This is a genomic window from Collinsella aerofaciens (assembly GCF_015670745.1).
GTDB lineage: Bacteria > Actinomycetota > Coriobacteriia > Coriobacteriales > Coriobacteriaceae > Collinsella > Collinsella aerofaciens_T.
On sequence record NZ_JADPCH010000026.1, the window covers coordinates 1 to 20331 of the forward strand.

Sequence of the window (20331 nt, forward strand, 5' to 3'; positions counted from 1 at the left end):
CCATGAATGCGGCGTGGCCGCCACGGTTGGATTAGACACTCACCATTGTCGGCCTAATCCGCGGTCTTTCATGCAGCGGGGGCTCTCAATGTTTTTATGTCCTGCTCATATCGTCTCTGCCGGCAGTTGGGGACATTCCTTGTGCCAGCGTTGCATCGAGTGCTTGGGAAACCGCGACCCGGTTTTTGGCCGAATAGTGGGTCGCATTTTCCGGATGGGGTGGGTTGCGGAAAGTGCGACCCGGAATATTGCTCTGAAACGGGATGCGGTTTCCCTGATGTGCCTCAAACGGAAAGCGCATCCCATTCCGGAGCTCCAAAACGGGATGCGCTTTCTGCGCGGAAGAATTGTCGCAGCTGCGTTAAGCAGTGTCGCTCGTTACTCGCCCAGCACCAGCGCCGCGAGCTCTGCCTGGGTGTCCACCACGTAGTCGGCGCCGGCGGCTTCCAGCTCTGCGCGGCCGCGGAAGCCCCAGCTGACGCCCGCACTCTTAAGGCCGGCGTTGTGGCCGGTCAGGATATCGACATTGGAATCGCCTACGTAGAGCGTGGTCGCCGGGTCGGCGCCTAGCTCTTCCATCACATGCAGCGTGACGGGTGCTTCGGGCTTGGGCGGAAACGCATCGACACGGCCCTGCACCAGCGCAAAGCGCTCGGAACCAAAATACTTTTCGATAAGCGGAGCCGCCGAGACGTGGTCCTTGTTAGTGAGCACGGCAAGCTGAACGCCCGCGGCGCGCAAGCGGTCGAGCATCTCGATCGTGCCGGCATAGGGAGCGGTGTGGTCTTCCTTGTGCTCGCCGTAGTAAGCCCTAAACTCGGCAAGCGTCTGCTCAAACATGCGGCCGTCGCCTGCGTACTCGGCGGGCATAAAGCGCTCAACCAGCTTGAGCATGCCGTTTCCCACCTTGTAGCGGTACTCGTCAACGGCAAACGTGGGCCAGCCGTGCGCCTCGCAGGTATGGTTGCCGGCGGCCGCCAGGTCCTCGAGCGTGTTGAGAATGGTGCCGTCCAGGTCAAAGATCACATGGGAAAAAGCTGCTGCCATGGGTGCTCCTGCCGCTTGAGTTGTAAAACGCACCCCATGATACTGGGCATGCGTGCCGGGCATGTTTGGAATCTGAATATCTTTAATAGCCCTGAGCCTTTGTCGTTAGCAAATCCTTGGCAGCTGCTCTCCCACGAGCATGTCGAGGATGCGGGTCGAGCCCCAGCCGGTGCGTACGCGCACGACGGGCCGAGCGTCCGATCCAAACGGCAGCACGCGGCCGATAATCGCGGCGTTTTCGCCGTAGCGCGCGGCACGCATGGCCGCCAGCGCGGCATCGGCCTGCTCAGCAGGCACCACGGCGACCATCTTGCCCTCGTTTGCTACCTGCAGCACATCGTAGCCGAGCATCTCACATGCCGCCTGCACATCGGGGCGCACGGGCACGGCATCCTCGTCGATCTCCATAGCAACGCCGCTGGCCTGGGCAAACTCGTTGAGCGTGGATGCTAGGCCGCCGCGTGTGGGGTCGCGGAAGCAGCGGGTGTCGGGGGCGGCGGCGAGCACGTCGGCAATCAGATGATTGAGCGGCGCAGCGTCGCTTTCGATGTCGCTCGAAAACGCCAAGCCCTCGCGTTGGCTCATGATGGCGATGCCGTGGTCGCCTAGCGTACCCGACACCAGGATGGCGTCGCCGGGCCGGCAGTTGGCACCGCTGAGCGTCACGCCTGCGGGAACCTCGCCCACGCCGGCGGTATTGATGTAGACGCCGTCGGCACCGCCGCGCTCGACCACCTTAGTGTCGCCGGTGATTATGGACACGCCCGCCTCGTGCGCCGTTTCGGCCATGGTCTGCACAATTTGGCGCAGCTTGTCCATGGGATAGCCCTCTTCGAGGATAAAGCCGCACGACAGATAGCGCACATTGGCACCCGAGGTCGCGACGTCGTTGACGGTTCCGCATACGGCGAGGCGGCCGATATTGCCGCCGGGGAAGAACTGCGGCGTTACCACAAAGCTGTCGGTCGACATGGCGATTCGCCCGCTTGCGGGCAACGCGGCGACACCGGCATCGTTGCCCGCAAGCAGCTCGGGCGACCCAAAGGCATCCAGAAAGACCTCATCGATAATGCGCTTCATCATCTGGCCGCCGGAGCCGTGGCCCAGCAGGACAGTGCTATCGGTGGCAGTACGGGACATATCGAAAACTCCAATCGTGGGTGGAATTATATGGGTGAGGCGCAGCGTCGACCGGTCCGCCATTCGTTAGAACGGCGGAACCTAATAGTCGCGGTAGCGGTAGTACGCCGCGCAGCTACCTTCGGAGCTCACCATGCAGGGGCCGACGGGGTGTTCGGGCGTACATGCGTGGCCGAACAGCGGGCAGTCGCTTGGCGTGATGGCACCGCGCAGCACGTCGCCGCAGCGGCATCCGCGTGGCTCAACCGTCGGTTCAATGGGCACGTCAAAGCGGGCGCCGGCATCAAAGCGCGCGAATTCGGGTTGGATGGAAAGACCCGAATTGGCAATCGGTCCCAGCCCGCGCCACGTGGCGTTGCACGGCTCAAATACCTGCTCGACCAGCTGGCGTGCTACGGGATTGCCGTCTGCATTGACGCCGCGGCGGTAGGCGTTGTCGATCGCCGGCCTGCCTTCGACAACCATCTGGACCAGCATGCAGATGCCCTGCAAGATATCGACCGGCTCAAACCCGGTGACCACGCCCGGGGTCTCGAACTCATCGACCAAAAACCCAAAGGGTGCCAGGCCTGTGATGGTAGCGACGTGACCAGGCAGGATAAAGCCGTCGATGGTCGTCTCGGGGTCGTTGGAGATCGCGCGCAGAGCCGGCGGCGTGGTCTTGTGAGCACAGTAGACCGAGAAGTTCTGGAGGCCGCGCGCGTCGGCCTCCAGGATGGCGGCGGCAATGGTGGGCGTTGTGGTTTCAAAGCCCACACCCATAAAGATAACCGGGCGTTCGGGATTTTGCTCGGCAATGTCGAGTGCGTCGAGCGGAGAGTAAACGATGCGGATGTCGCGCCCCGCCGCCTTTTGCGCGGCAAGCGAGGTGGACGATCCGGGCACGCGCATCATGTCGCCAAAGGTGGTGATGATGGCGCCGTCCATGTTGAAAAGCGCGATTGCGTGATCGATGTCACGGTTGGCGGTGACGCAAACGGGGCACCCCGGGCCGCTCAGCAGTTTGAGTCCCGTCGGCATAATGGAGCGAAAGCCATAGCGGCCAATGCTCACGGTATGCGTACCGCAGACTTCCATAAGGTTGATGGTGCGGTCGCCGACGAGTTCACGGATGCGTTCGATGAGCTCGCGGGCCAGCTTGGAATCGCGAAATACCGAAAAGTCGATACCGGAGCGAGCCGGCTGCGTCGCCGCCACTAGTATGCCTCGACCGGGTTGGTGGCGAGTTGGTCCTCTTTGGCCAGCTCGGTCATAGTATTGACGAGCTCGAGGGTCTCTTGGGCCTCCTGCTCGTCGACAATCTGAATGCCAAAGCCGGCGTGCACGAGAATATAGTCGCCTACCTGTGCCGTCGGCACGAGGCGCAGCGAAACGGGGCGCTCGATGCCCATCATGTCGACGGTCGCCTTAAGGTCGTCGTCGCGTTTGACCACTTTACCGGGAACGGCAAGGCACATAATGTTCCCCTTTATACGTTTTGCGCTGGATAGGCGCCTAATTACCCATCAGTTGATGGTAACGCTCGCGGGAGTCACGAGCAAACGCGTTACACCTGTGAGACGTTGGCGCGCAGGCTGAAAAAACGCCTATCGCGATGCTGTCTGCGCGAGGAGAGCGCGAGCGATGGCGGCCTGACCGTAGGCGATGCAGCCGTCGTTGACGGGCACGGAGTGGGGAACCAAGACAGTGAGACCCACGCTTTTGAGCTCACGGGTGAGGAGCTGGAGCAAAAGTCGGTTCATGAACACGCCGCCCGAGAGCGCGACGGTGTCGAGGCCTTCACGGGCGCAGATCTCGCTTGCGATGTGGGTCGTAGCGTGCGTAATGGCGATGTGAAACCCGAGGGCGAGCCTGTCGGCCGGCGCGCCTGCCTCGATTCCATTCAGAAGAGCTTCGATGAGCGGTTGGGGGTCCAAGATGGGGGAGTCGTCGGCAGACGTGAATACGCCTGCATGATTGCCGTCGAGACGAACGGTCTTACCGCCGAGCGCGCGCCAGGCGGCGGCCTCAAGCTCGATGGCGGGTTCACCCTCGTAGGTTGCCTTGTCGCAGATGCCCAGAATTGCTGCCGCGGCATCAAAGAGACGCCCCATGCTGCTGGTACGCGGGCTGTTGATGCCGCGCTCGATCATGGTGGCTGTCACGCTGCGCGTTTGCTCGTCGAGGCTGTCCAAAAGCCGAGCGGCGCCTGGGTGCTCGAGCAGGCCGAGCTCGCTGAGCAGGGCAAAGGCGTTGCGGCGGGCGTCGCGCACGGAGGCCGCCCCGCCGGGGAGCGCCCAGGTGCGCAAATACGCGGCGCGCTCAAAGCCGCCAAGGCTTGCAACAAGAAACTCGCCGCCCCAAATGGTCCCATCGGTGCCGGCGCCGGTGCCGTCAAAGGCGATGCCAAGGACGCGCGCGTCGGTTGTAAGCTGGTCCGCGACGATAGCCTCGGCCATTACGCTCGCGATATGCGCATGATGGTGCTGCACCTCAACGAGCGGCAGATTGCATTTTCGCGCCTGATCGCGCGCCCACTGGCTCGATAGATAACTGGGGTGTACATCGCAGACCAAGGCGGCGGGCGCCAAGTCAAAGAGATTTTCCAAGCGCGTGCGCGCGGCGTTCCAGGCATCGAAGGTCCCGCCGTTTTCAACATCGCCGATATGCTGCGACACAAAACAGGTTGCCTCGCCGTTCGTCCCTTCACGCGTGAGCGCAATCGTTGCCTTTTGTTGTGGCCCGCAGGCGAGCACGCAGGGCGGAGCACCGTTGAGCACCGGCAACGGCAGCGGCTGGGGTGCATATCCGCGAGCGCGGCGAACGGGCGTAACGGCGCCGTCGACCACGCGTACCACAGAGTCGTCGTAGCGCGACAGAATTGTGCGGTCGTTGCCGAGCAGCGCGTCGGCAATGCCGGCGGCAACGAGGTGTTCCCAGGCAAGGTCATCGTCGGTCTCGATGGGTTCTTCGCTCAGGTTTCCGCTGGTCATGACGAGCGCGTGCATACCGCGGGCTTCTGCCGCGGCAAGCAACAGATGCTGAAGCGGGGTGTAGGGGAGCATGACGCCGAGCTCGGGAAGGTCGTGCGCGACGGATGGCGCGAGTGTAAGGGCGTCGGGGGAATCTCCCTCGCCAACAGCACGCCGGCGCAACAGCACGATGGGGCGGATGCTACCGGTTAGCAAGTCGCGCTCGGCATCATCGACATGGCACAGGCGTTCAGTATCGGCAAGGCTGCGCACCATAACGGCAAGCGGCTTGTTGCTGCGGCGCTTGCGACGGCGCAGCTCGACCACTGCCTGCTCGTTGGCGGCGTTGCAAGCCAGATGGAATCCGCCCAGGCCCTTGATGGCGACAATACCGCCGCTGGCCAGCAACTCGACACAGCGGTCAATAATGGCATCGCTGGTTTCGCGCGTGCTGCCGACGGCTGGCGTCGCCCCCGAGCCTTCGAGCTCCATGTCGCCCTCTGCCTCGCGCCAGGTAATATGCGGCCCGCAGTCAAAGCAGGCATCGGGCTGCGCGTGAAAACGCCGGTCGAGTGGGTCGGCATACTCCGCGGCGCACTTGGGACACATGGGAAAACAATCCATCGACGTGGCCGCTCGGTCATAAGGCAGCGACCGGATGATGGTAAAGCGTGGGCCGCAGTTAGTGCAGTTGATAAAGGGGTAGTGATAGCGTCGGTCGGCGGGGTCGAACAGTTCGCGCAGGCAGTCGTCACAGGTGGCGATATCGGGCGAGACGAGCGTCGTGTGCGCGGTCTGGTCCTGCGATGCTACGATGCGAAAACCCTGTTCATTGGCGGCATCCCAACCGTTGGCTGCCAACCCCACAACCTCGACATGCTCTACGCGGGCTGCCGCAGGCGCATGCTCAGAAAGCGCGGCAACAAAAGTATCGAGCGCCTCGACCGAAGCATGCGCCTCGATGTGCACGCCGTCGCCCGCATTGAGTACCCAGCCGCAAATGCCATGCGCCATAGCCTCGCGATACACAAATGGCCGCATGCCAACGCCCTGCACAATGCCCGTCACATGAATATGCACATGCCGCATGTGACACCCCTCATCAAAACCGACCAAAAAGGGACAGGTTTATTTTGGTAGGTAAAACTTCTAAACCTGCCAAAACAAACCTGTCCCTTTTTGGCAGGTGCGCTGCGGGAAATCCCGCTATAGCCCCAGACTTTGCCTGGTGGCGGCGCAGGTGAGCTCGCCGTGCTTAACGCCGCGCAGGCCCAGCAGGCGGTCGGCCAGTTCGTAGACGCGCTCGCCGCGACCCTTGAGCGCCAGAATCTCCAGACAGTTGTGGTGATCAAGATGCACGTGCATCGTCGATACGATCTCGTCGGTGTAGTCGTGCTGCACCTCGTCCAGGCGGCGCGTCAGGTCGCCGGTGTGATGGTCGTAGATCATGGTGAGCGACCCGATAACGTGCTCATCGGGCGTGCGCATTTGCTCTTTGGCGATTGAGGCGCGAATCAAATCGCGCACTGCCTCGGAGCGGTTGGCCACGTCGCCGCGGCGTGCGATCTGCTCGTCAAAGCGGCGCAGTAGGTCATCGGGCGCGGTGACCGAAAAACGGACCAGCTCTGAGCCGCCGCCGCAACGGCAGCTCGCCTCGTCGCCCGTGCCGTTGCGGTGGTCGTGCCCGCAGCCGTGCTCGTGTTCGTGTTCGGACACCCTACACCAGCTTTACGGAGCCGACGGAGTTGTGGTCAGCCTCGATGGCTTCCTCGTAGCCCTCGAGCGCGTCATGCGCCTCGTGCAGTGCGGTCATGGCAGCTTCGAGCTTGGCGCCAATGCGCTCCATGTCAAAATTCTCGGTCGCATGCAGCAGCTGATGGCTCCACTCGTGGGCGAGCTCGATGGTGTCGTCGACCTGCTTGACGCTCATGGCAAGCTGGCTCATGTTCATTCCGACGTCATGCATGGGAAATCTCCTTATGCTCGGGGCAATCCAGTGGTTCAGATTCTACTACGCCCGCACGGGGCGCTACCGCATAAGAAAACGGGTGCGAGTCCGTCTGACCCGCACCCGTTCACTGGGGGCTGTTTGTATCTACCATACTATCCGTGGTCGCACGCGGTACACCCAGAAGTCCGGCGAGCGGTGCAAAAGCGCTCATGGACGGCGGCAGGACGTCAAAATGTAACCAGCGTATTACAGGTGCTTCTCCAGCAGTGCCTGCAGTCTTGCCTTGGGCAGCGCGCCGACCGAGCGGTCGACCTCCTCGCCGTTCTTAAAAACAACCAGCGTGGGGATGCTCATGACGCCATATTTCATGGCCAGGTCTTGGTTGTCGTCGACGTTGCATTTGGCAACGGCAAGCTTGCCAGCCAGCTCGTCTGCCACCTCGTCAACGATGGGCGAGAGCGATTGGCAGGGCCCACACCAGGGCGCCCAAAAATCGACCAGCACGGGCAGGCCGTCGTTAACGATGGAATCGAAGTTCTCGGGGGTAATCTGCTTAATGTCAGCCATGGTGACCTCCATAATGCGACGCGGCTTAGCCGCGTAAAACTCAGTACGACCGTGCTTATACCCAGTGGCCCGCAAAGCAACCACTCGCGGGCGGCTCTTTTATATAATGGTGGGCACGCAAACGATTGGAGAGCGCATGCCCACGTCACAAAGCCAGAAAAAAGAAGCCATCGCCCAAGCGGCCGAGCAGGAGCTTGCATCGCTTGCGGCCCGTGGCGTGCGTATCGCGGGCAACGCGTGCTCGCCGATCGTACTGGTCAAAGGTGATTTGGATGAGGCCGAGCGCTCGGGCGGCGAACTCGCCGCCGGCGCGGATGGTGCAGCATTGCGCAAGGCGCTCGGGGCAATCGGTTACGCGCCCGAAGATTTTTGTGTGCTGGCGAGTGTTGCCGGCGCAGGCGACGGAGCTGTGGCGGTGGGCCACGCCCTGCCGTGCGACCTGTTCCGCGAGGCGCTTGAGGCCTTGGACCCCGAGGCGGTGCTGCTGCTCGATAACAGCGCGGCCGATGTCATGCGCGAAACCTACGCCGACATGCTCGTGGCGATTGATGACTTCGACACCGCCATGCTCAAGCCCGGTCTGATCGCCCATGTGCAGGGCCGCCGCGTGCTCGCGCTCGATGGCTTTGAGGCGGCGCTGACCGACAAAGCGGCCAAGCAGCGCATGTGGGCCTATATCAAGCAGCTGACCCCGGCGGCTGCTCCACTGTAGCGGATTGGCGCCGGCGAGCGATTGCCTGGCGGGCATGCCGTCGACCATGCGCGGCGGCCGTCCAAAGATGCCTCCTACGCTATCGAGAGCTCGGCTATCCTCAGTTTGCCAGTTCGAAAATGGGCCTGCCGCATGATCGAATCTTTATTTCAACTTTACACCTAGGTTTACAGCTGTCTTGTCAGCTGTAAACCTAGGTGTCATACTAAAGCCCCAAGATTCGCCAAAAGAGAGGGGCCTTGATGGCACAGAGCGCGAACATGGATGCATCGGAGCTTGCACGCGACATTGCGGCCGGCCTGGCATCGGCAACGACGGCAACGGAGCGCGCGGCATTGGTGCCCGCAGAGCTCGTCGAGGCCATTCAACAACTTAAAACCAAACGCGACGCGGTGATCCTGGCACACTATTACGTGGCACCCGAGGTCCAGGCTGTGGCCGATTACGTCGGCGACAGCTTCTACCTGGCAAAGCTCGCCAAGAGCCTGCCGCAGCAGACTATCGTGCTGTGCGGCGTGGAGTTTATGGGCGAGAGCGCCAAGCTGCTCAACCCCACCAAGACCGTGCTGCTGCCCGAGCCGGGCGCGGACTGCCCCATGGCGCACATGGTCAAGCGCGAGACGGTCGACGCCGCCCGCGCCGAGTACGGCGACGACCTGGCTGTCGTCTGCTACGTCAACTCGACGGTCGAGATCAAGAGCTGGAGTGATGTGTGCGTCACCAGCTCCAACGCTGTCAAGATCGTGTCCGAGCTGCCGCAGCAGCACGTCCTGTTCATTCCCGACCAAAACCTCGGTCGCTTCGTAGCCGAGCAGGTGCCGCAAAAGCACGTCCTGCTTAACAAGGGCTACTGCCCGCGCCACCACATCATCACCGTCGAGCAGATCGTCGATGCGCAGGAGGCACATCCCGACGCGCTCGTACTGGCGCACCCCGAGTGCAAGGCCGACGTGTTGGCCGAGGCCGACTACATCGGCTCCACCGCCGGCATCATCAAGTATGCCGAGGAGTCGGACGCCAGCGAGTTCATCATCGTGACGGTCCGCGGCGTGCTCTACGAGCTCGAGCGCCGCTGCCAGGGCACCGGCAAAAAGTTCTACTTCCCCGCGGTGCAGCCCACCTGCGTCAACATGGATCTCATCACGCTCGAAAAGCTCGTGCGCTGCCTGGAGACGGGAGAGGGCGAGGTGCAGATTGGCGTGTCGGACGAGGCCGCCGACCAGGCTAAGCTCACACTCGACCGCATGCTCGAGTACGCGGCGCGCTAAGCCAATATGACATGAGGGACCATCCCTTATGCCACATTACAAGGGAGAGGATTCCTGTGGAAACCAAGCAATACCCCGACATGGAGTGCGATGTCGTCATTGCCGGCTGCGGCGTGGCGGGCCTGTACGCTGCCCTCAATCTGCCGACGAGCACGCGCGTGATCATGCTCTCCAAGGGCGCGGTCGACGAGTGCGATTCGATGCTCGCACAGGGCGGCATCTGCGTGCTGCCCGAGGGCTCGGACTACGATGCCTTCTTTGAGGACACCATGCACGCCGGTCACTACGAGAACCGCCGCGAGAGCGTAGACATCATGATCCGCTCGAGCCGCTCGGTCATCAACGACCTGCTGGCGATGGGCGTGGACTTTGAGCGTAAGGCCGATGGCGGCCTCGACTTTACCCGCGAGGGCGCGCATAGCCGCCCGCGCATCGCCTTCCATGCCGACATTACGGGCAAGGAGATCACGACCAAGCTGCTCCAGGCCGTCCGCAAGTTGGACAACGTGCAGATTCTTGAGCACGTGGCCATGACCGACATCCTGACGGCCGAGCGCGATGGGGCCACGGTGTGCACTGGTGTCGTCGCTGTCGCCGTGGACGAGGGCGATTCGGTTCGCCCCGCCGACGAGCTGGCACATGCCGCCGAGGGCGTGCATACCGGCGAGCCGTTTGAGATTCATGCTCGCCATACGCTGTGGGCGACGGGTGGTATCGGTGGCGTGTACGATCACTCCACCAACTACCCGCAGCTCACCGGCGACGCCTGCTACATCGCGCAGGAGCACGGCATTACGATGGAGCATCTGGACTATGTGCAGATTCACCCCACGGGACTGTTCTCGCCGCAGCCGGGCCGCACCTTCCTGATCAGCGAGAGCTGCCGCGGCGAGGGCGCGATTCTGCTCAACGCTGCCGGCGAGCGCTTTACCGACGAGTTGCAGCCGCGCGACGTGGTCGCCGCTGCTATTCGCGAGCAGATGAAGCAGGACGGCACCGAGCACGAGTGGCTGAGCTTTGCCCCCGTCGAGCGCGACGTGGTGACCGGGCACTTCGCCAACATCCGCGCGCGCTGCCTTGAGGACGGTCGCGACATCCTGGATGAGCCCATCCCCGTCACGCCCACGCAGCACTACTTTATGGGCGGCGTGTGGGTCGACAAGGACGGCCGCACCTCGATGCCCGAGCTCTACGCCGCTGGCGAGACGGCCTGCAATGGCGTTCACGGCAAGAATCGCCTGGCTTCCAACAGCCTGCTCGAGTCCCTAGTCTGGGGTCGCCGCGCTGCTTGGCGTATGCGCACCGGCGAGTCGCTGGCCGTGGAACAGGCAGGCGAGCCCGCGCTCGATGGACGCCATCGCGCCTTGAGTTCCGATACCCTTGCAATCGATGATCTGGCCCGTGCCGCCGGCACGCAGGCCGTGGAGGAGTAGACCATGAATCCCATTACCATGAAGCTTGTCGTCGATGATCTGATTTTGCAGGCCCTGCGCGAGGACATTACCTTTGAGGACGTGAGCACGGCGAGCGTGTGCCCCACGGCGCGCCCCGCCACGGTGGAGCTCATCGCCAAGGCCGACGGCATCATCGCCGGCCTGGATGTGTTCGCTCGCACCTTTGAGCTGCTGGATTCGCAGAGCTCGGTGCTGTTTGATGTCGTCGACGGTGACGAGGTGCACGCCGGCGACCACGTGGGCCAGGTGCGCGGCGACGCGCGCGTGCTGCTTTCGGGCGAGCGCGTGGCGCTCAACTATCTGCAGCGTATGAGCGGTATCGCTACCTACACGCACAACATGGCAGAGGCGCTCGAGGGTACCAAGACCGTGCTTGTTGACACGCGCAAGACCACGCCGGGCATGCGCGTCTTCGAGAAGGCCGCGGTCGAGATCGGTGGCGGCAGCAACCACCGCTACAACCTGTCGACAGCCGTCATGCTTAAGGACAACCATATCGACGCCGCCGGTGGTGTGACGCGTGCGATCGAGATGGCACGTGCCCACGCATCGTTTACCGCGACGGTCGAGATCGAGTGCGAGAACTTGGACATGGTACGCGAGGCCGTGGAGGCCGGTGCCGATATCATCATGTTCGACAACATGACCCACGACGACATGGCTGCCGCGATTGAGCTTATCGCCGGCCGCGCCAAGACCGAGTGCTCGGGTAATGTGGATGTCAGCAATATCCGCGCGCTCGCCGACCTGGGCGTTGACTTTATTAGCTCGGGGGCATTGACGCACTCTGCGCCGATTCTCGACCTCTCGCTCAAGCACCTGCGTCTGCTGGACGGTAAATAATGGACGCCCGCGAGCGTCGCCGTGCCATCATGGGCGTGCTCGAGGGGGCCACGGAGCCCGTTTCGGGCAGCGCGCTTGCTCGCGAGGTGGGTGTGAGCCGCCAGATTGTCGTGCAAGACATCGCCCTGCTGCGCGCCGATGGGCACGATATCGTGGCGACCAACCGTGGTTATGTACTGCAGGAGGCCCCCAGCAGCCCCGCCGTGCCCACGCGCTTGGTCAAGGTTCGCCACAGCGTGGAGCAGGCAGGTGATGAGCTCACGAGTATCGTCGACGTGGGCGGTGCCGTGCTCAATGTAATCGTCAACCACCGCGTGTATGGCAAGATCACAGCCGATCTGGACATTCGCAACCGTCGCGATGTTGAGCGCTACCTGCACGATATCGAGAGCGGCAAGAGCTTTCCACTACTAACGGTGACGAGCGGCTATCACTTCCATCGCATTGCGGCAGAGGACGAGCAAACCCTCGACGAGATCGAGGCTATGCTCAAGGAGAAAGGCTACTTGGCAGACCTGATGCCTTACGAGGACGATTTATCGTAGCCGACGCTGCAAACGCTCCTAAGCGAGCAATCTGACGTTCAATCGTTGGTCGCGTACAAAAGTACGCTTCCGTTTGGTATGCCGGCTCACGTAACTAGCGAAGGCATCGTTGTTGCTTCGGTCGATACGCTCGGAATCTAAAGTTATTTGCATTTCCAGAAATCCTCTAGAAGGCGTCTAGAGGATTTCTGGAAACAACTGGTATTTTGATCTGGGCTACGAAAGGTTGCGGGTCCAAATTCCGTGCTGCGTGGAGCCGGTGATTTTGTTCAGGAACTCGCGCTGCTCCTCGGTTGCGAGAATGTAGGTTGAACAACCGCCGAGCATCTGGTTGACATCCGAGATCTTGGACGTTTTCCAGCCCGAGATGCTGACAGCCTTAAGCGCTAAGCAGTTGAGGAACATATAGGACGTGTTCTCGACGTTCGAGGTGTCCAGACGGTCGAGATCAAAAAGCTCCGTGACACTTGAGCAGCCCCTGAACATACCCTCCAGGGTCGTGCAATTCGACGTATCGAGTTTCAATAGGTCGAATGACTTGCATTGGGTCAGACCGTCGAACAAGTATTTGCCGCTCTCTGGAACCCAGGCATCCAGGACAACAACCTCGCGGATTCGATTCCTGTAGGGATACCACGGCTGCTTTCCGAATTCGTCGACTCGCCCCGCATCCTCGAACCAGCCGCTTGCGAGGGTATCGCGCACCTCACCGTTGTTCGGCCTGCCTGGCGTGTTGTCCTTCTTGCCTGGAACGTCTTTGATTCTCTTAAAGTACTCGATATATAGAGTGCAGTCACCGAGCGCGTCGGAGTCTCCAGCGCAATCCTTCGGGCACGCGATTACCCAGCCGTTCGCCAATGCCATTACTCTTCTCCCTTGAACATATTCTCGAACTCATCGGCACTGATGATCTCGATGCCGTACTGCTCAGCTTTATTTCTCTTCGTCATGCCCGCACCCTCACCGCACACGAGGTAGCCGGTCTTCTTGGTGATGTTGTCCTGTGGCGTGCCTCCGACGTTCGCAATCGCCTGCCAAGTCCTCACTCGATCGCCGTCGAACATCGCCACGTCACCAGAGACGACGAGCTTTCCGAACAGCGGGTGAGACTCATCGAATTTATCGGTGGTCGGCTTAATGTCCTTGGCCTTAACCTTGTTGCCCCAGTTCTTGTTGTAGACAGCACCGGGTCGGCTCGCGCGACGGCGCGGCCGCTCGATCGAAAGCTCGCCGGACTTCACGCCGTTCCTGATCGCGTCGTAAACAGATATCTCGTCTTCGCAGTCCGCAAGCGCACGGTGGGCGTCGTCATTTTTGATATTAAGAAGCTTGCGAAGCACCTGCATGCTCCATCGTTCGAGGTTTGGCCATGCCAGTTGCGCGAGCTGGTATGTGTCAATCGCCTTCGCGTAATCGAAGTCGAGTCGGCATGCGGTGGCAACCCTTTTCATAATCGGCAGGTCATATCGCTTGACGTTGTGTCCGACCAGGACGGCACCTTCACCGATGAACTCGATAAAAGATTTCATGGCCTCGGTCGCGTGTGGAGCATCGGCAAGCATCTCGTCGGTGATGTTGTTAACGTTCAACGCGGCTTGCGGCATCGGGAAGTCGATGTAGACGAGCTGGCTGAATGTATCGACGACTTTCCCGTCGCGGACTTTTATCGCGCCGATCTCTGCGATTTGGCAATTCGTACAATTGAGTCCGGTCGTCTCCAGGTCGAAAACGACGTAGCTGTTCGGCAATCCAGGGACATCATCGGATGTCTCGGCAGTTTTCTTTGTAGTGACCGCCTTTTTCCTTTTGGGAGTCGCGGCGTTCTCTTTCTCGGGAACGCTGTTCATATCGGAGAAGTACCAAGAGTGAGTTCGATTCGTAATCGTTCCGTCCGCGAGCTTCACGACAACGTTGCACCACCGGTCCCATACGTCTTCAATTTTGAAATCGAGGACCTGTGAAACCGTATCTCGGTCGCGGTACATAATTTTCTTCGTGATCGGTAGGCCGAGTTCGCGTAACAATGGCTTGCGCGTCTCCTCGGATAACTCTGAGAACCAGAAGCCGTTCACCTGGACGCGGTTTCCGTTTTCATCTTCGACGTACGCGTCAACCGGATAAGTTCTCGGTGTTCCCGGAGCGGCATCCGCCGGAACCGACTCGACTTTGCTTTTCGCATCGTCCCAGGTTTTGAAAATTTCACCGTTAGCGCCGTAAATCATCTGGCACTCCTTATAGATTTTGAAACACTTTCCTAAGGATACCGTTTTTTGATTAGTCATCCGCACAAATAAAGGAGGCCTCCGCGGCGATGCGGAGGCCTCCTTTTTGTGCACGGTGTACTTTTGAGTGTGCAAGTGGGGGAGTTGTTACTCCTCGACGATCTCGGTGATCGCGCCAGCGGGGCAAGCGTCCTGGCAAGCGCCACAGGCGACACAGGAGTCCTCGTCAGCGACGGTAGCGACGTCCTGGAGCTCCAGAACGCCAGCGGGGCAGGAGTCGACGCAAACGCCACAGGCGATGCACTCGTCGGCATCAATTACGGGATGAGCCATGGTAGTTTCCTCTCTGTTGACCGACGCTACAGACGATGCGCGCCGGTTTGATTCGGGCAAAAAGATACCACGGGAGCGACCGCTTGCAATACCCTCTGGCCGGCATCTTCATACCGTTCGCCGAGTATGCCAAGGTTTACTAAAAAACGTGCAGGTGGGGCCGCTGAGCTGCGTAAATGTTAGCTAAAGGTGACTCGTAATAATGAGCGATTGAGCGAACTTTTGGAAAGCGTGTCCCAGAATTGACGTCCAAAATGGGTCGCGCTTTCCGGTTGAGCCCTCTGGCGGAAACTGCGACCCAGAATCCACACTCAGACTGGGATCTATTTTCCCGAGGGCCTTGGTTGCGGAAACTGCAGCCCGGAATTCACGCTCAAAACGGGATGCGCTTTCCTCGGGGTCGCTTCAAGCCACCCCATGCGGCCCCGGAACCAAACCTCAGCCATCTCTACATAGATCTCGATAGACTTGCCGAGAACTCCATCAGCGCATCTACCTGCGCATTTGAGAACCTAAACTCTCAGCAATAAGAAATCTTATATGAATTGACTTAGATTTTGTATATTCCGGCCCATAAGGGGATACACTACATCCTGAAAGACAAGCCGAAGCGCCGCGCGACAGATCGTCGAGGCGGCGCGAACGCAAAAGAGAGAGGGAATTTCTAATGAGTAAGATTCTTGGTATCGACCTTGGTACTACTAACTCCGCAATGGCCGTTCTCGAGGGCGGTTCTCCGACCATTATCGTGAACGCCGAGGGCGACCGCACCACCCCGTCTGTCGTGGGCTTCCGTGCCGACGGCGACCGCGTCGTGGGTAAGGCCGCTAAGAACCAGGCTGTCACCAACCCCAAGAACACCGTGTTCTCCATCAAGCGCTTCATGGGCCGCAAGTACTCCGAGTGCACCTCTGAGATCAAGACCGTGCCGTACGAGGTCAAGGAGGGCCAGGGCGGCCGTGCCGTCGTCGACATCGAGGGCAAGGATTACACCGCCGAGCAGGTGAGCGCCATGACGCTCGCCAAGATGAAGGCCGACGCCGAGAAGTATCTGGGCGAGACTGTCACCGACGCCGTCATCACCGTCCCGGCCTACTTCAACGACGCCCAGCGTCAGGCCACCAAGGACGCCGGTAAGATCGCCGGCCTCAACGTCAAGCGTATCGTCAACGAGCCGACCGCTGCTGCTCTTGCCTATGGCCTGGACAAGCAGGGCACCGACCAGCGCATCCTGGTCTTCGACCTGGGCGGCGGTACCTTCGACGTCTCCATCCTCGACCTCGCCGACGGCGTGTTTGAGGTTCTGTCCACCTCGGGCGATAACCACCTGGGCGGCGACGACTGGGATCAGCGCGTCATCGACTGGATGGCCGATAAGTTCCAGCAGGAGAACGGTGTCGACCTGCGTCAGGACCCCATGGCCCTGCAGCGTCTGAAGGAGGCCGCCGAGAACGCCAAGAAGGAGCTCTCCGCCGCCCAGCAGACCACCATCAACCTGCCGTTCATTACCATGAACCAGTCCGGCCCGCTGCACCTCAACTACACGCTGACCCGCGCCGAGTTCGAGAAGATCACCCGCGACCTGCTCGAGCGCTGCAAGCAGCCTGTTACCAACGCCCTGCGCGACGCTAAGCTCAAGCTCTCCGATCTGACCGAGGTCATCCTCGTCGGCGGCTCCACCCGTATGCCCGCCGTCCAGGATCTGGTCAAGACCATGACCGGCAAGCAGCCCAACATGTCCGTGAACCCCGACGAGGTCGTTGCCGACGGCGCTGCCGTCCAGGGCGGCGTGCTCACCGGCGACGTTGAGGGCATCCTGCTGCTCGACGTTACCCCGCTGTCGCTGGGTGTCGAGACCATGGGCGGCATCATGACCAAGATGATCGACCGCAACACCACGATCCCGACCTCCAAGACCGAGGTCTACTCCACCGCTGCCGACAACCAGACCAGCGTCGAGATCAACGTGCTCCAGGGCGAGCGCGAGCTTGCCCGCGACAACAAGTCGCTCGGTAAGTTCCAGCTGACCGGCATCCCGGCTGCCCGCCGCGGCGTGCCGCAGATCGAGGTCACCTTCGACATCGACGCCAACGGCATCGTCAAGGTCTCCGCTAAGGACAAGGGCACCGGCAAGGAGCAGCAGATCACCATCTCCGGCTCTACCGCGCTTTCCGACGACGAAGTCGATCGTATGGTCAAGGACGCCGAGGCTCATGCCGAGGAGGACAAGAAGCAGAAGGAAGAGGTCGAGGTCCGCAACCAGACCGACAGCCTGTGCTACTCCACCGAGCAGACCCTCAACGAGCTCGGTGACAAGGTTTCCGCCGACGTGAAGTCCAAGGCAGAGGCCGCTATCGCCGACGCCAAGAAGGCGCTCGAGGGCTCTGACGTCGAGGCCATCAAGGCCGCCGGCGAGTCCCTGCAGTCCGTGGCCTACGAGCTGGCTCAGGTTGTCTACGCCGACGCTCAGCAGCAGACCGACGGTGCCGCCGGCGCCCAGCCTGCCGACGATGACGTCGTCGATGCCGACTACGAAGTTGTGGACGACGAGGACAAGTAATCATGTCCGCCCGTAAAGCTCGCACGGAGGCGGCTGCCACTGGCGCCGCCCCCGTTGACTCTGAGGAGAAGGACGTGAAGATTCCCGTAGAGGCCGTCGACGATACCGAGGCCAACGAGGCCGCGGCCGCCGAGGCTGCCGAGAACCAGGTAGAGGATTCCAACAAGGAGGCGACGATGACCGAGGACGAGATGGTGGAAGCCGCTATCCGCGCCGGTGAGGAAGCCGCCGACAACGACTTTAAGCTCAAGTTCGAGCAGGCCCAAAAGGAGCTCGCCGACGTGCGCAGCGAGCTCGATGCTGCGGCAGAGGCCCAGAAGGCCGCCGAGGACAAGGCAAAGGACGCCACTGAGCGTACCGCCCGTCTTCAGGCCGACTGGGAGAACTTCCGTCGCCGCACCGCCAATGAGCGTATCGCCGAGCGCGAGCGCGCGACCGAGAAGCTCGTCACTGCGCTGCTGCCGGTGGTCGACGATATCGAGCGTGCGATCGACCATGCCCGCAGCCAGGAGCTTGCCGACGACTTTAAGCAGTTCGTCGACGGCGTCGACGCGGTGCATGCCAAGCTGCTCGATGTGTTTGCGCACGAGGGCGTTGAGCCCATCGACCCCAAGGGCGAGGCGTTCGATCCGCTCGAGCATCAGGCTGTTGGTCGCGTCGAGGACGCATCGCAGTACGACGAGACCGTCAACGACGTGTACCAGAAGGGCTACCGCATGGCGGATCGCATCCTGCGTTCCGCGATGGTGACGGTGACCTACGGTGGCGAGAAGCGCCCCGCACCGGAGCCCGAAGCGGCGCCCGAGGATGCTACGGCCGATACGGCCGAGAGCACCGAGGAGTAATTGAGAAGGGCCCCGGGGCAACACCCGGGGCCCTTTCTGGCCTAGTGCCATATGAAAGCATGAGCCGTCGTCTGCATGGGCGGCGGACGTAACAGGAGAGGAGCTACGATGGCTGCAGGCAAAACCTTCTATGACATCCTGGGCGTATCCAAGAGCGCCTCCGATAAAGAGATCAAGAGCGCGTTTCGCAAGCTCGCGCAAAAATATCACCCCGATGCCGGCGGCGACGAGGCCAAGTTCAAGGAGATCAGCGAGGCCTACGAGACGCTTTCGGACGAGAAGAAGCGTAAAGAGTACGACCAGATGCTCATGTTTGGCGGCATGCCGGGCGCAGGCGGCGCGTATGGCGGCGGCTACGGTGCCGGCGCGGGTGCCAGCGGCTGGGGCGACATCTTCGACAGCATCTTTAGCGGCAACGGCGCCTGGGGCAGCGATTGGGGCTCGGGCTTTGCCGGGGCTGCGGGCGCTGCCGGTGCCGGCGCTGGCCGCAGCCGCGCTCGCAAGGGCGGCGACCTGTCGCTGACCGTCGATGTGACGGCCGAGGACGCGTTTCGCGGCGTGACGCACAAGGTCACCTACCGCATTCCCTCGACGGGCGAGCAACAGACCATTACGGTCTCGGTGCCTGCGGGCGCGGTCGACGGTGGCAAGCTGCGCTACAAGCGTCGCGGCGAGTACGGCGTTGCCGGCGGCGAGCGCGGCGACCTGGTCGTGACCACGCACGTGGAGGAGCATCCGCTGTTTAAGCGTAAAGGTGCCGACGTGACTATGGAGATACCGGTCTCGGTCTATGAGGCGGCGCTCGGCTGCACGGTGGACGTGCCGACGCCCGGCGGTGCGACGGTTCGTCTGAAGGTGCCCGCGGGTACCCAGACGGGCAAGAAGTTCCGCTTTAAGGAGATGGGCGCGCCCGACGTTAAGCATCGCGGGCGCACCGGTGCGCTGCTTGTCGAGATCAAGGTGCAGGTTCCCACGAACCTGTCTGATGACGAGCGCGATGCCATGACCAAGCTGCGCGAGGCCGACACGCGCGACTACCGCGAGAAGGTCAACCGTTACAAGGCGACGTACTAGGGCGGTCGCGGCGCACGCCCACGCCCGCGGGCTTATGATGGACGATAACGAGACGGAAAGGGGTCAGGTAGCATGGCCGAGGACAATAGGAACAAACCGCTGTACATGATTAGCGTGGCGGCCGAGCTGACCGGTATGCATCCGCAGACTCTGCGCGTCTACGAGTCCAAGGGCCTGGTGAACCCCCAGCGCTCGGGCGGCAACACGCGTCTGTATTCGCGTGCCGATATCGAGCGCTTGGAGCTCATCAACCAGCTGACCGACGAGGGCATCAACCTTGCCGGCGTGGTGCGTATCCTCGATATGAAGGAGCGTGCTGAGGAGCGCGAGCGCGAGAACGAAAAGCTCCGTGCCCGCGTGCGCCAGCTCGAGGACGAGCTGCACGAGTACAAGATGCAGAAGAAGATCACCGCCCTGGCCCCGCGCGACGGCTCGGTTAACCCCGAGCAAGTCATGCGCAAGCTACTGGGCGCCGGCGGAGATCTCTAGGTTACGCCGTTCTAACGAACGGCGGACCGGTCGACGCTGCGCGCCGCCCAGAGCGACAATTTGTCATTCAAAGGGCAAGGCATGACCAGAAGGTCTATGCCTTGCCCTTTTCATGCCAACTTGTTCGCTCTGGACGTCGCTCGCTGTCCGTCCTCTACCTGCGGTGCTGCCTTGCTCCGGATACGGTAGGGTAGTCATTGGGGACGTTCTTAAATGACTGGTCAAAGGGGACATTCTTGCGGCACTTGGCAGTTGGGTGTTCCTATAGTTTTGTCAACCGTCGGGGCTACTCCCGGTAGGGCACCCGGTCGCGCATCACGGCGTATATCG

At 61.5% G+C, this 20331-nt stretch carries 20 protein-coding genes; 9 read left to right on the forward strand and 11 right to left on the reverse strand.

Annotated elements, in window-relative coordinates; translation table 11 throughout:
• Positions 1-378 precede the first annotated feature (378 nt).
• From I4W07_RS08500 to trxA, 8 genes are all read right to left on the reverse strand, one after another.
• Positions 379-1047 carry an HAD family hydrolase gene (locus I4W07_RS08500; RefSeq protein ID WP_196026345.1) on the reverse strand — a complete coding sequence of 223 codons (669 nt, stop codon included), beginning with the start codon at positions 1045-1047 and terminating at the stop codon, positions 379-381.
• Positions 1048-1152: 105 nt separating this feature from the next.
• Entirely contained in the window at positions 1153-2187 is a 1035-nt protein-coding gene (hypE, locus tag I4W07_RS08505; protein WP_196026346.1) for a hydrogenase expression/formation protein HypE, read from the reverse strand.
• A gap of 81 nt (positions 2188-2268) precedes the next feature.
• Entirely contained in the window at positions 2269-3384 is a 1116-nt protein-coding gene (hypD, locus tag I4W07_RS08510; RefSeq protein ID WP_271739780.1) for a hydrogenase formation protein HypD, read from the reverse strand.
• Positions 3384-3644 carry a HypC/HybG/HupF family hydrogenase formation chaperone gene (locus tag I4W07_RS08515; RefSeq protein ID WP_196026347.1) on the reverse strand — a complete coding sequence of 87 codons (261 nt, stop codon included), beginning with the start codon at positions 3642-3644 and terminating at the stop codon, positions 3384-3386. Before I4W07_RS08515 ends, hypD begins: the two co-directional genes overlap by 1 nt.
• A gap of 129 nt (positions 3645-3773) precedes the next feature.
• On the reverse strand, positions 3774-6227 hold the full coding sequence (gene hypF, locus I4W07_RS08520) for a carbamoyltransferase HypF (RefSeq protein ID WP_196026348.1): 2454 nt from the start codon (positions 6225-6227) through the stop codon (positions 3774-3776).
• Between the two features lie 117 nt (positions 6228-6344).
• Positions 6345-6854 carry a nickel-responsive transcriptional regulator NikR gene (gene nikR / locus I4W07_RS08525; RefSeq protein ID WP_196026349.1) on the reverse strand — a complete coding sequence of 170 codons (510 nt, stop codon included), beginning with the start codon at positions 6852-6854 and terminating at the stop codon, positions 6345-6347.
• Position 6855: 1 nt separating this feature from the next.
• Complete coding sequence (locus I4W07_RS08530) at positions 6856-7104, reverse strand: hypothetical protein (protein ID WP_118080198.1); 249 nt, start codon at positions 7102-7104, stop codon at positions 6856-6858.
• Positions 7105-7335: 231 nt separating this feature from the next.
• Positions 7336-7656, reverse strand: coding sequence for a thioredoxin (gene trxA, locus I4W07_RS08535; protein ID WP_196026350.1), 321 nt, complete (start codon positions 7654-7656; stop codon positions 7336-7338).
• 136 nt (positions 7657-7792) lie between these two features.
• Between trxA and I4W07_RS08540 the strand changes: the two genes are divergently transcribed.
• The 5 genes from I4W07_RS08540 to I4W07_RS08560 all read left to right on the forward strand — a co-directional run bounded on the left by I4W07_RS08540 (position 7793) and on the right by I4W07_RS08560 (position 12478).
• Complete coding sequence (locus I4W07_RS08540; RefSeq protein WP_230317572.1) at positions 7793-8368, forward strand: hypothetical protein; 576 nt, start codon at positions 7793-7795, stop codon at positions 8366-8368.
• A gap of 242 nt (positions 8369-8610) precedes the next feature.
• Positions 8611-9636, forward strand: coding sequence for a quinolinate synthase NadA (gene nadA / locus I4W07_RS08545; protein ID WP_230317573.1), 1026 nt, complete (start codon positions 8611-8613; stop codon positions 9634-9636).
• Between the two features lie 56 nt (positions 9637-9692).
• Positions 9693-11069 carry an L-aspartate oxidase gene (locus tag I4W07_RS08550; RefSeq protein ID WP_271739781.1) on the forward strand — a complete coding sequence of 459 codons (1377 nt, stop codon included), beginning with the start codon at positions 9693-9695 and terminating at the stop codon, positions 11067-11069.
• A 3-nt stretch (positions 11070-11072) separates the two neighbouring features.
• Positions 11073-11933, forward strand: coding sequence for a carboxylating nicotinate-nucleotide diphosphorylase (nadC, locus tag I4W07_RS08555; protein WP_196026352.1), 861 nt, complete (start codon positions 11073-11075; stop codon positions 11931-11933).
• Complete coding sequence (locus I4W07_RS08560; RefSeq protein ID WP_196026353.1) at positions 11933-12478, forward strand: transcription repressor NadR; 546 nt, start codon at positions 11933-11935, stop codon at positions 12476-12478. Before nadC ends, I4W07_RS08560 begins: the two co-directional genes overlap by 1 nt.
• Before the next feature lie 216 nt (positions 12479-12694).
• Here I4W07_RS08560 and I4W07_RS08565 read toward each other — a convergent pair whose 3' ends face one another.
• The 3 genes from I4W07_RS08565 to I4W07_RS08575 form a co-directional block, all read right to left on the reverse strand.
• On the reverse strand, positions 12695-13342 hold the full coding sequence (locus I4W07_RS08565; protein WP_196026354.1) for a BspA family leucine-rich repeat surface protein: 648 nt from the start codon (positions 13340-13342) through the stop codon (positions 12695-12697).
• Positions 13342-14700, reverse strand: a complete 1359-nt coding sequence (locus tag I4W07_RS08570; RefSeq protein ID WP_196026355.1) for an exonuclease domain-containing protein — start codon at positions 14698-14700, stop codon at positions 13342-13344. Before I4W07_RS08570 ends, I4W07_RS08565 begins: the two co-directional genes overlap by 1 nt.
• 147 nt (positions 14701-14847) lie before the next feature.
• Positions 14848-15033, reverse strand: coding sequence for a DUF362 domain-containing protein (locus I4W07_RS08575; protein ID WP_006235216.1), 186 nt, complete (start codon positions 15031-15033; stop codon positions 14848-14850).
• Positions 15034-15700: 667 nt separating this feature from the next.
• Here I4W07_RS08575 and dnaK point away from each other — a divergent pair.
• The 4 genes from dnaK (at position 15701) to I4W07_RS08595 (ending at position 20001) form a co-directional block, all read left to right on the forward strand.
• A complete protein-coding gene (gene dnaK / locus I4W07_RS08580; protein WP_196026356.1) occupies positions 15701-17593 on the forward strand; it encodes a molecular chaperone DnaK in 1893 nt (630 codons plus the stop codon).
• 2 nt (positions 17594-17595) lie between these two features.
• Positions 17596-18438 carry a nucleotide exchange factor GrpE gene (locus I4W07_RS08585; protein WP_196026357.1) on the forward strand — a complete coding sequence of 281 codons (843 nt, stop codon included), beginning with the start codon at positions 17596-17598 and terminating at the stop codon, positions 18436-18438.
• Between the two features lie 108 nt (positions 18439-18546).
• A complete protein-coding gene (locus I4W07_RS08590; protein WP_196026358.1) occupies positions 18547-19512 on the forward strand; it encodes a DnaJ C-terminal domain-containing protein in 966 nt (321 codons plus the stop codon).
• Positions 19513-19584: 72 nt separating this feature from the next.
• Complete coding sequence (locus I4W07_RS08595) at positions 19585-20001, forward strand: heat shock protein transcriptional repressor HspR (protein WP_006235210.1); 417 nt, start codon at positions 19585-19587, stop codon at positions 19999-20001.
• The last annotated feature ends 330 nt before the right edge of the window (positions 20002-20331 follow it).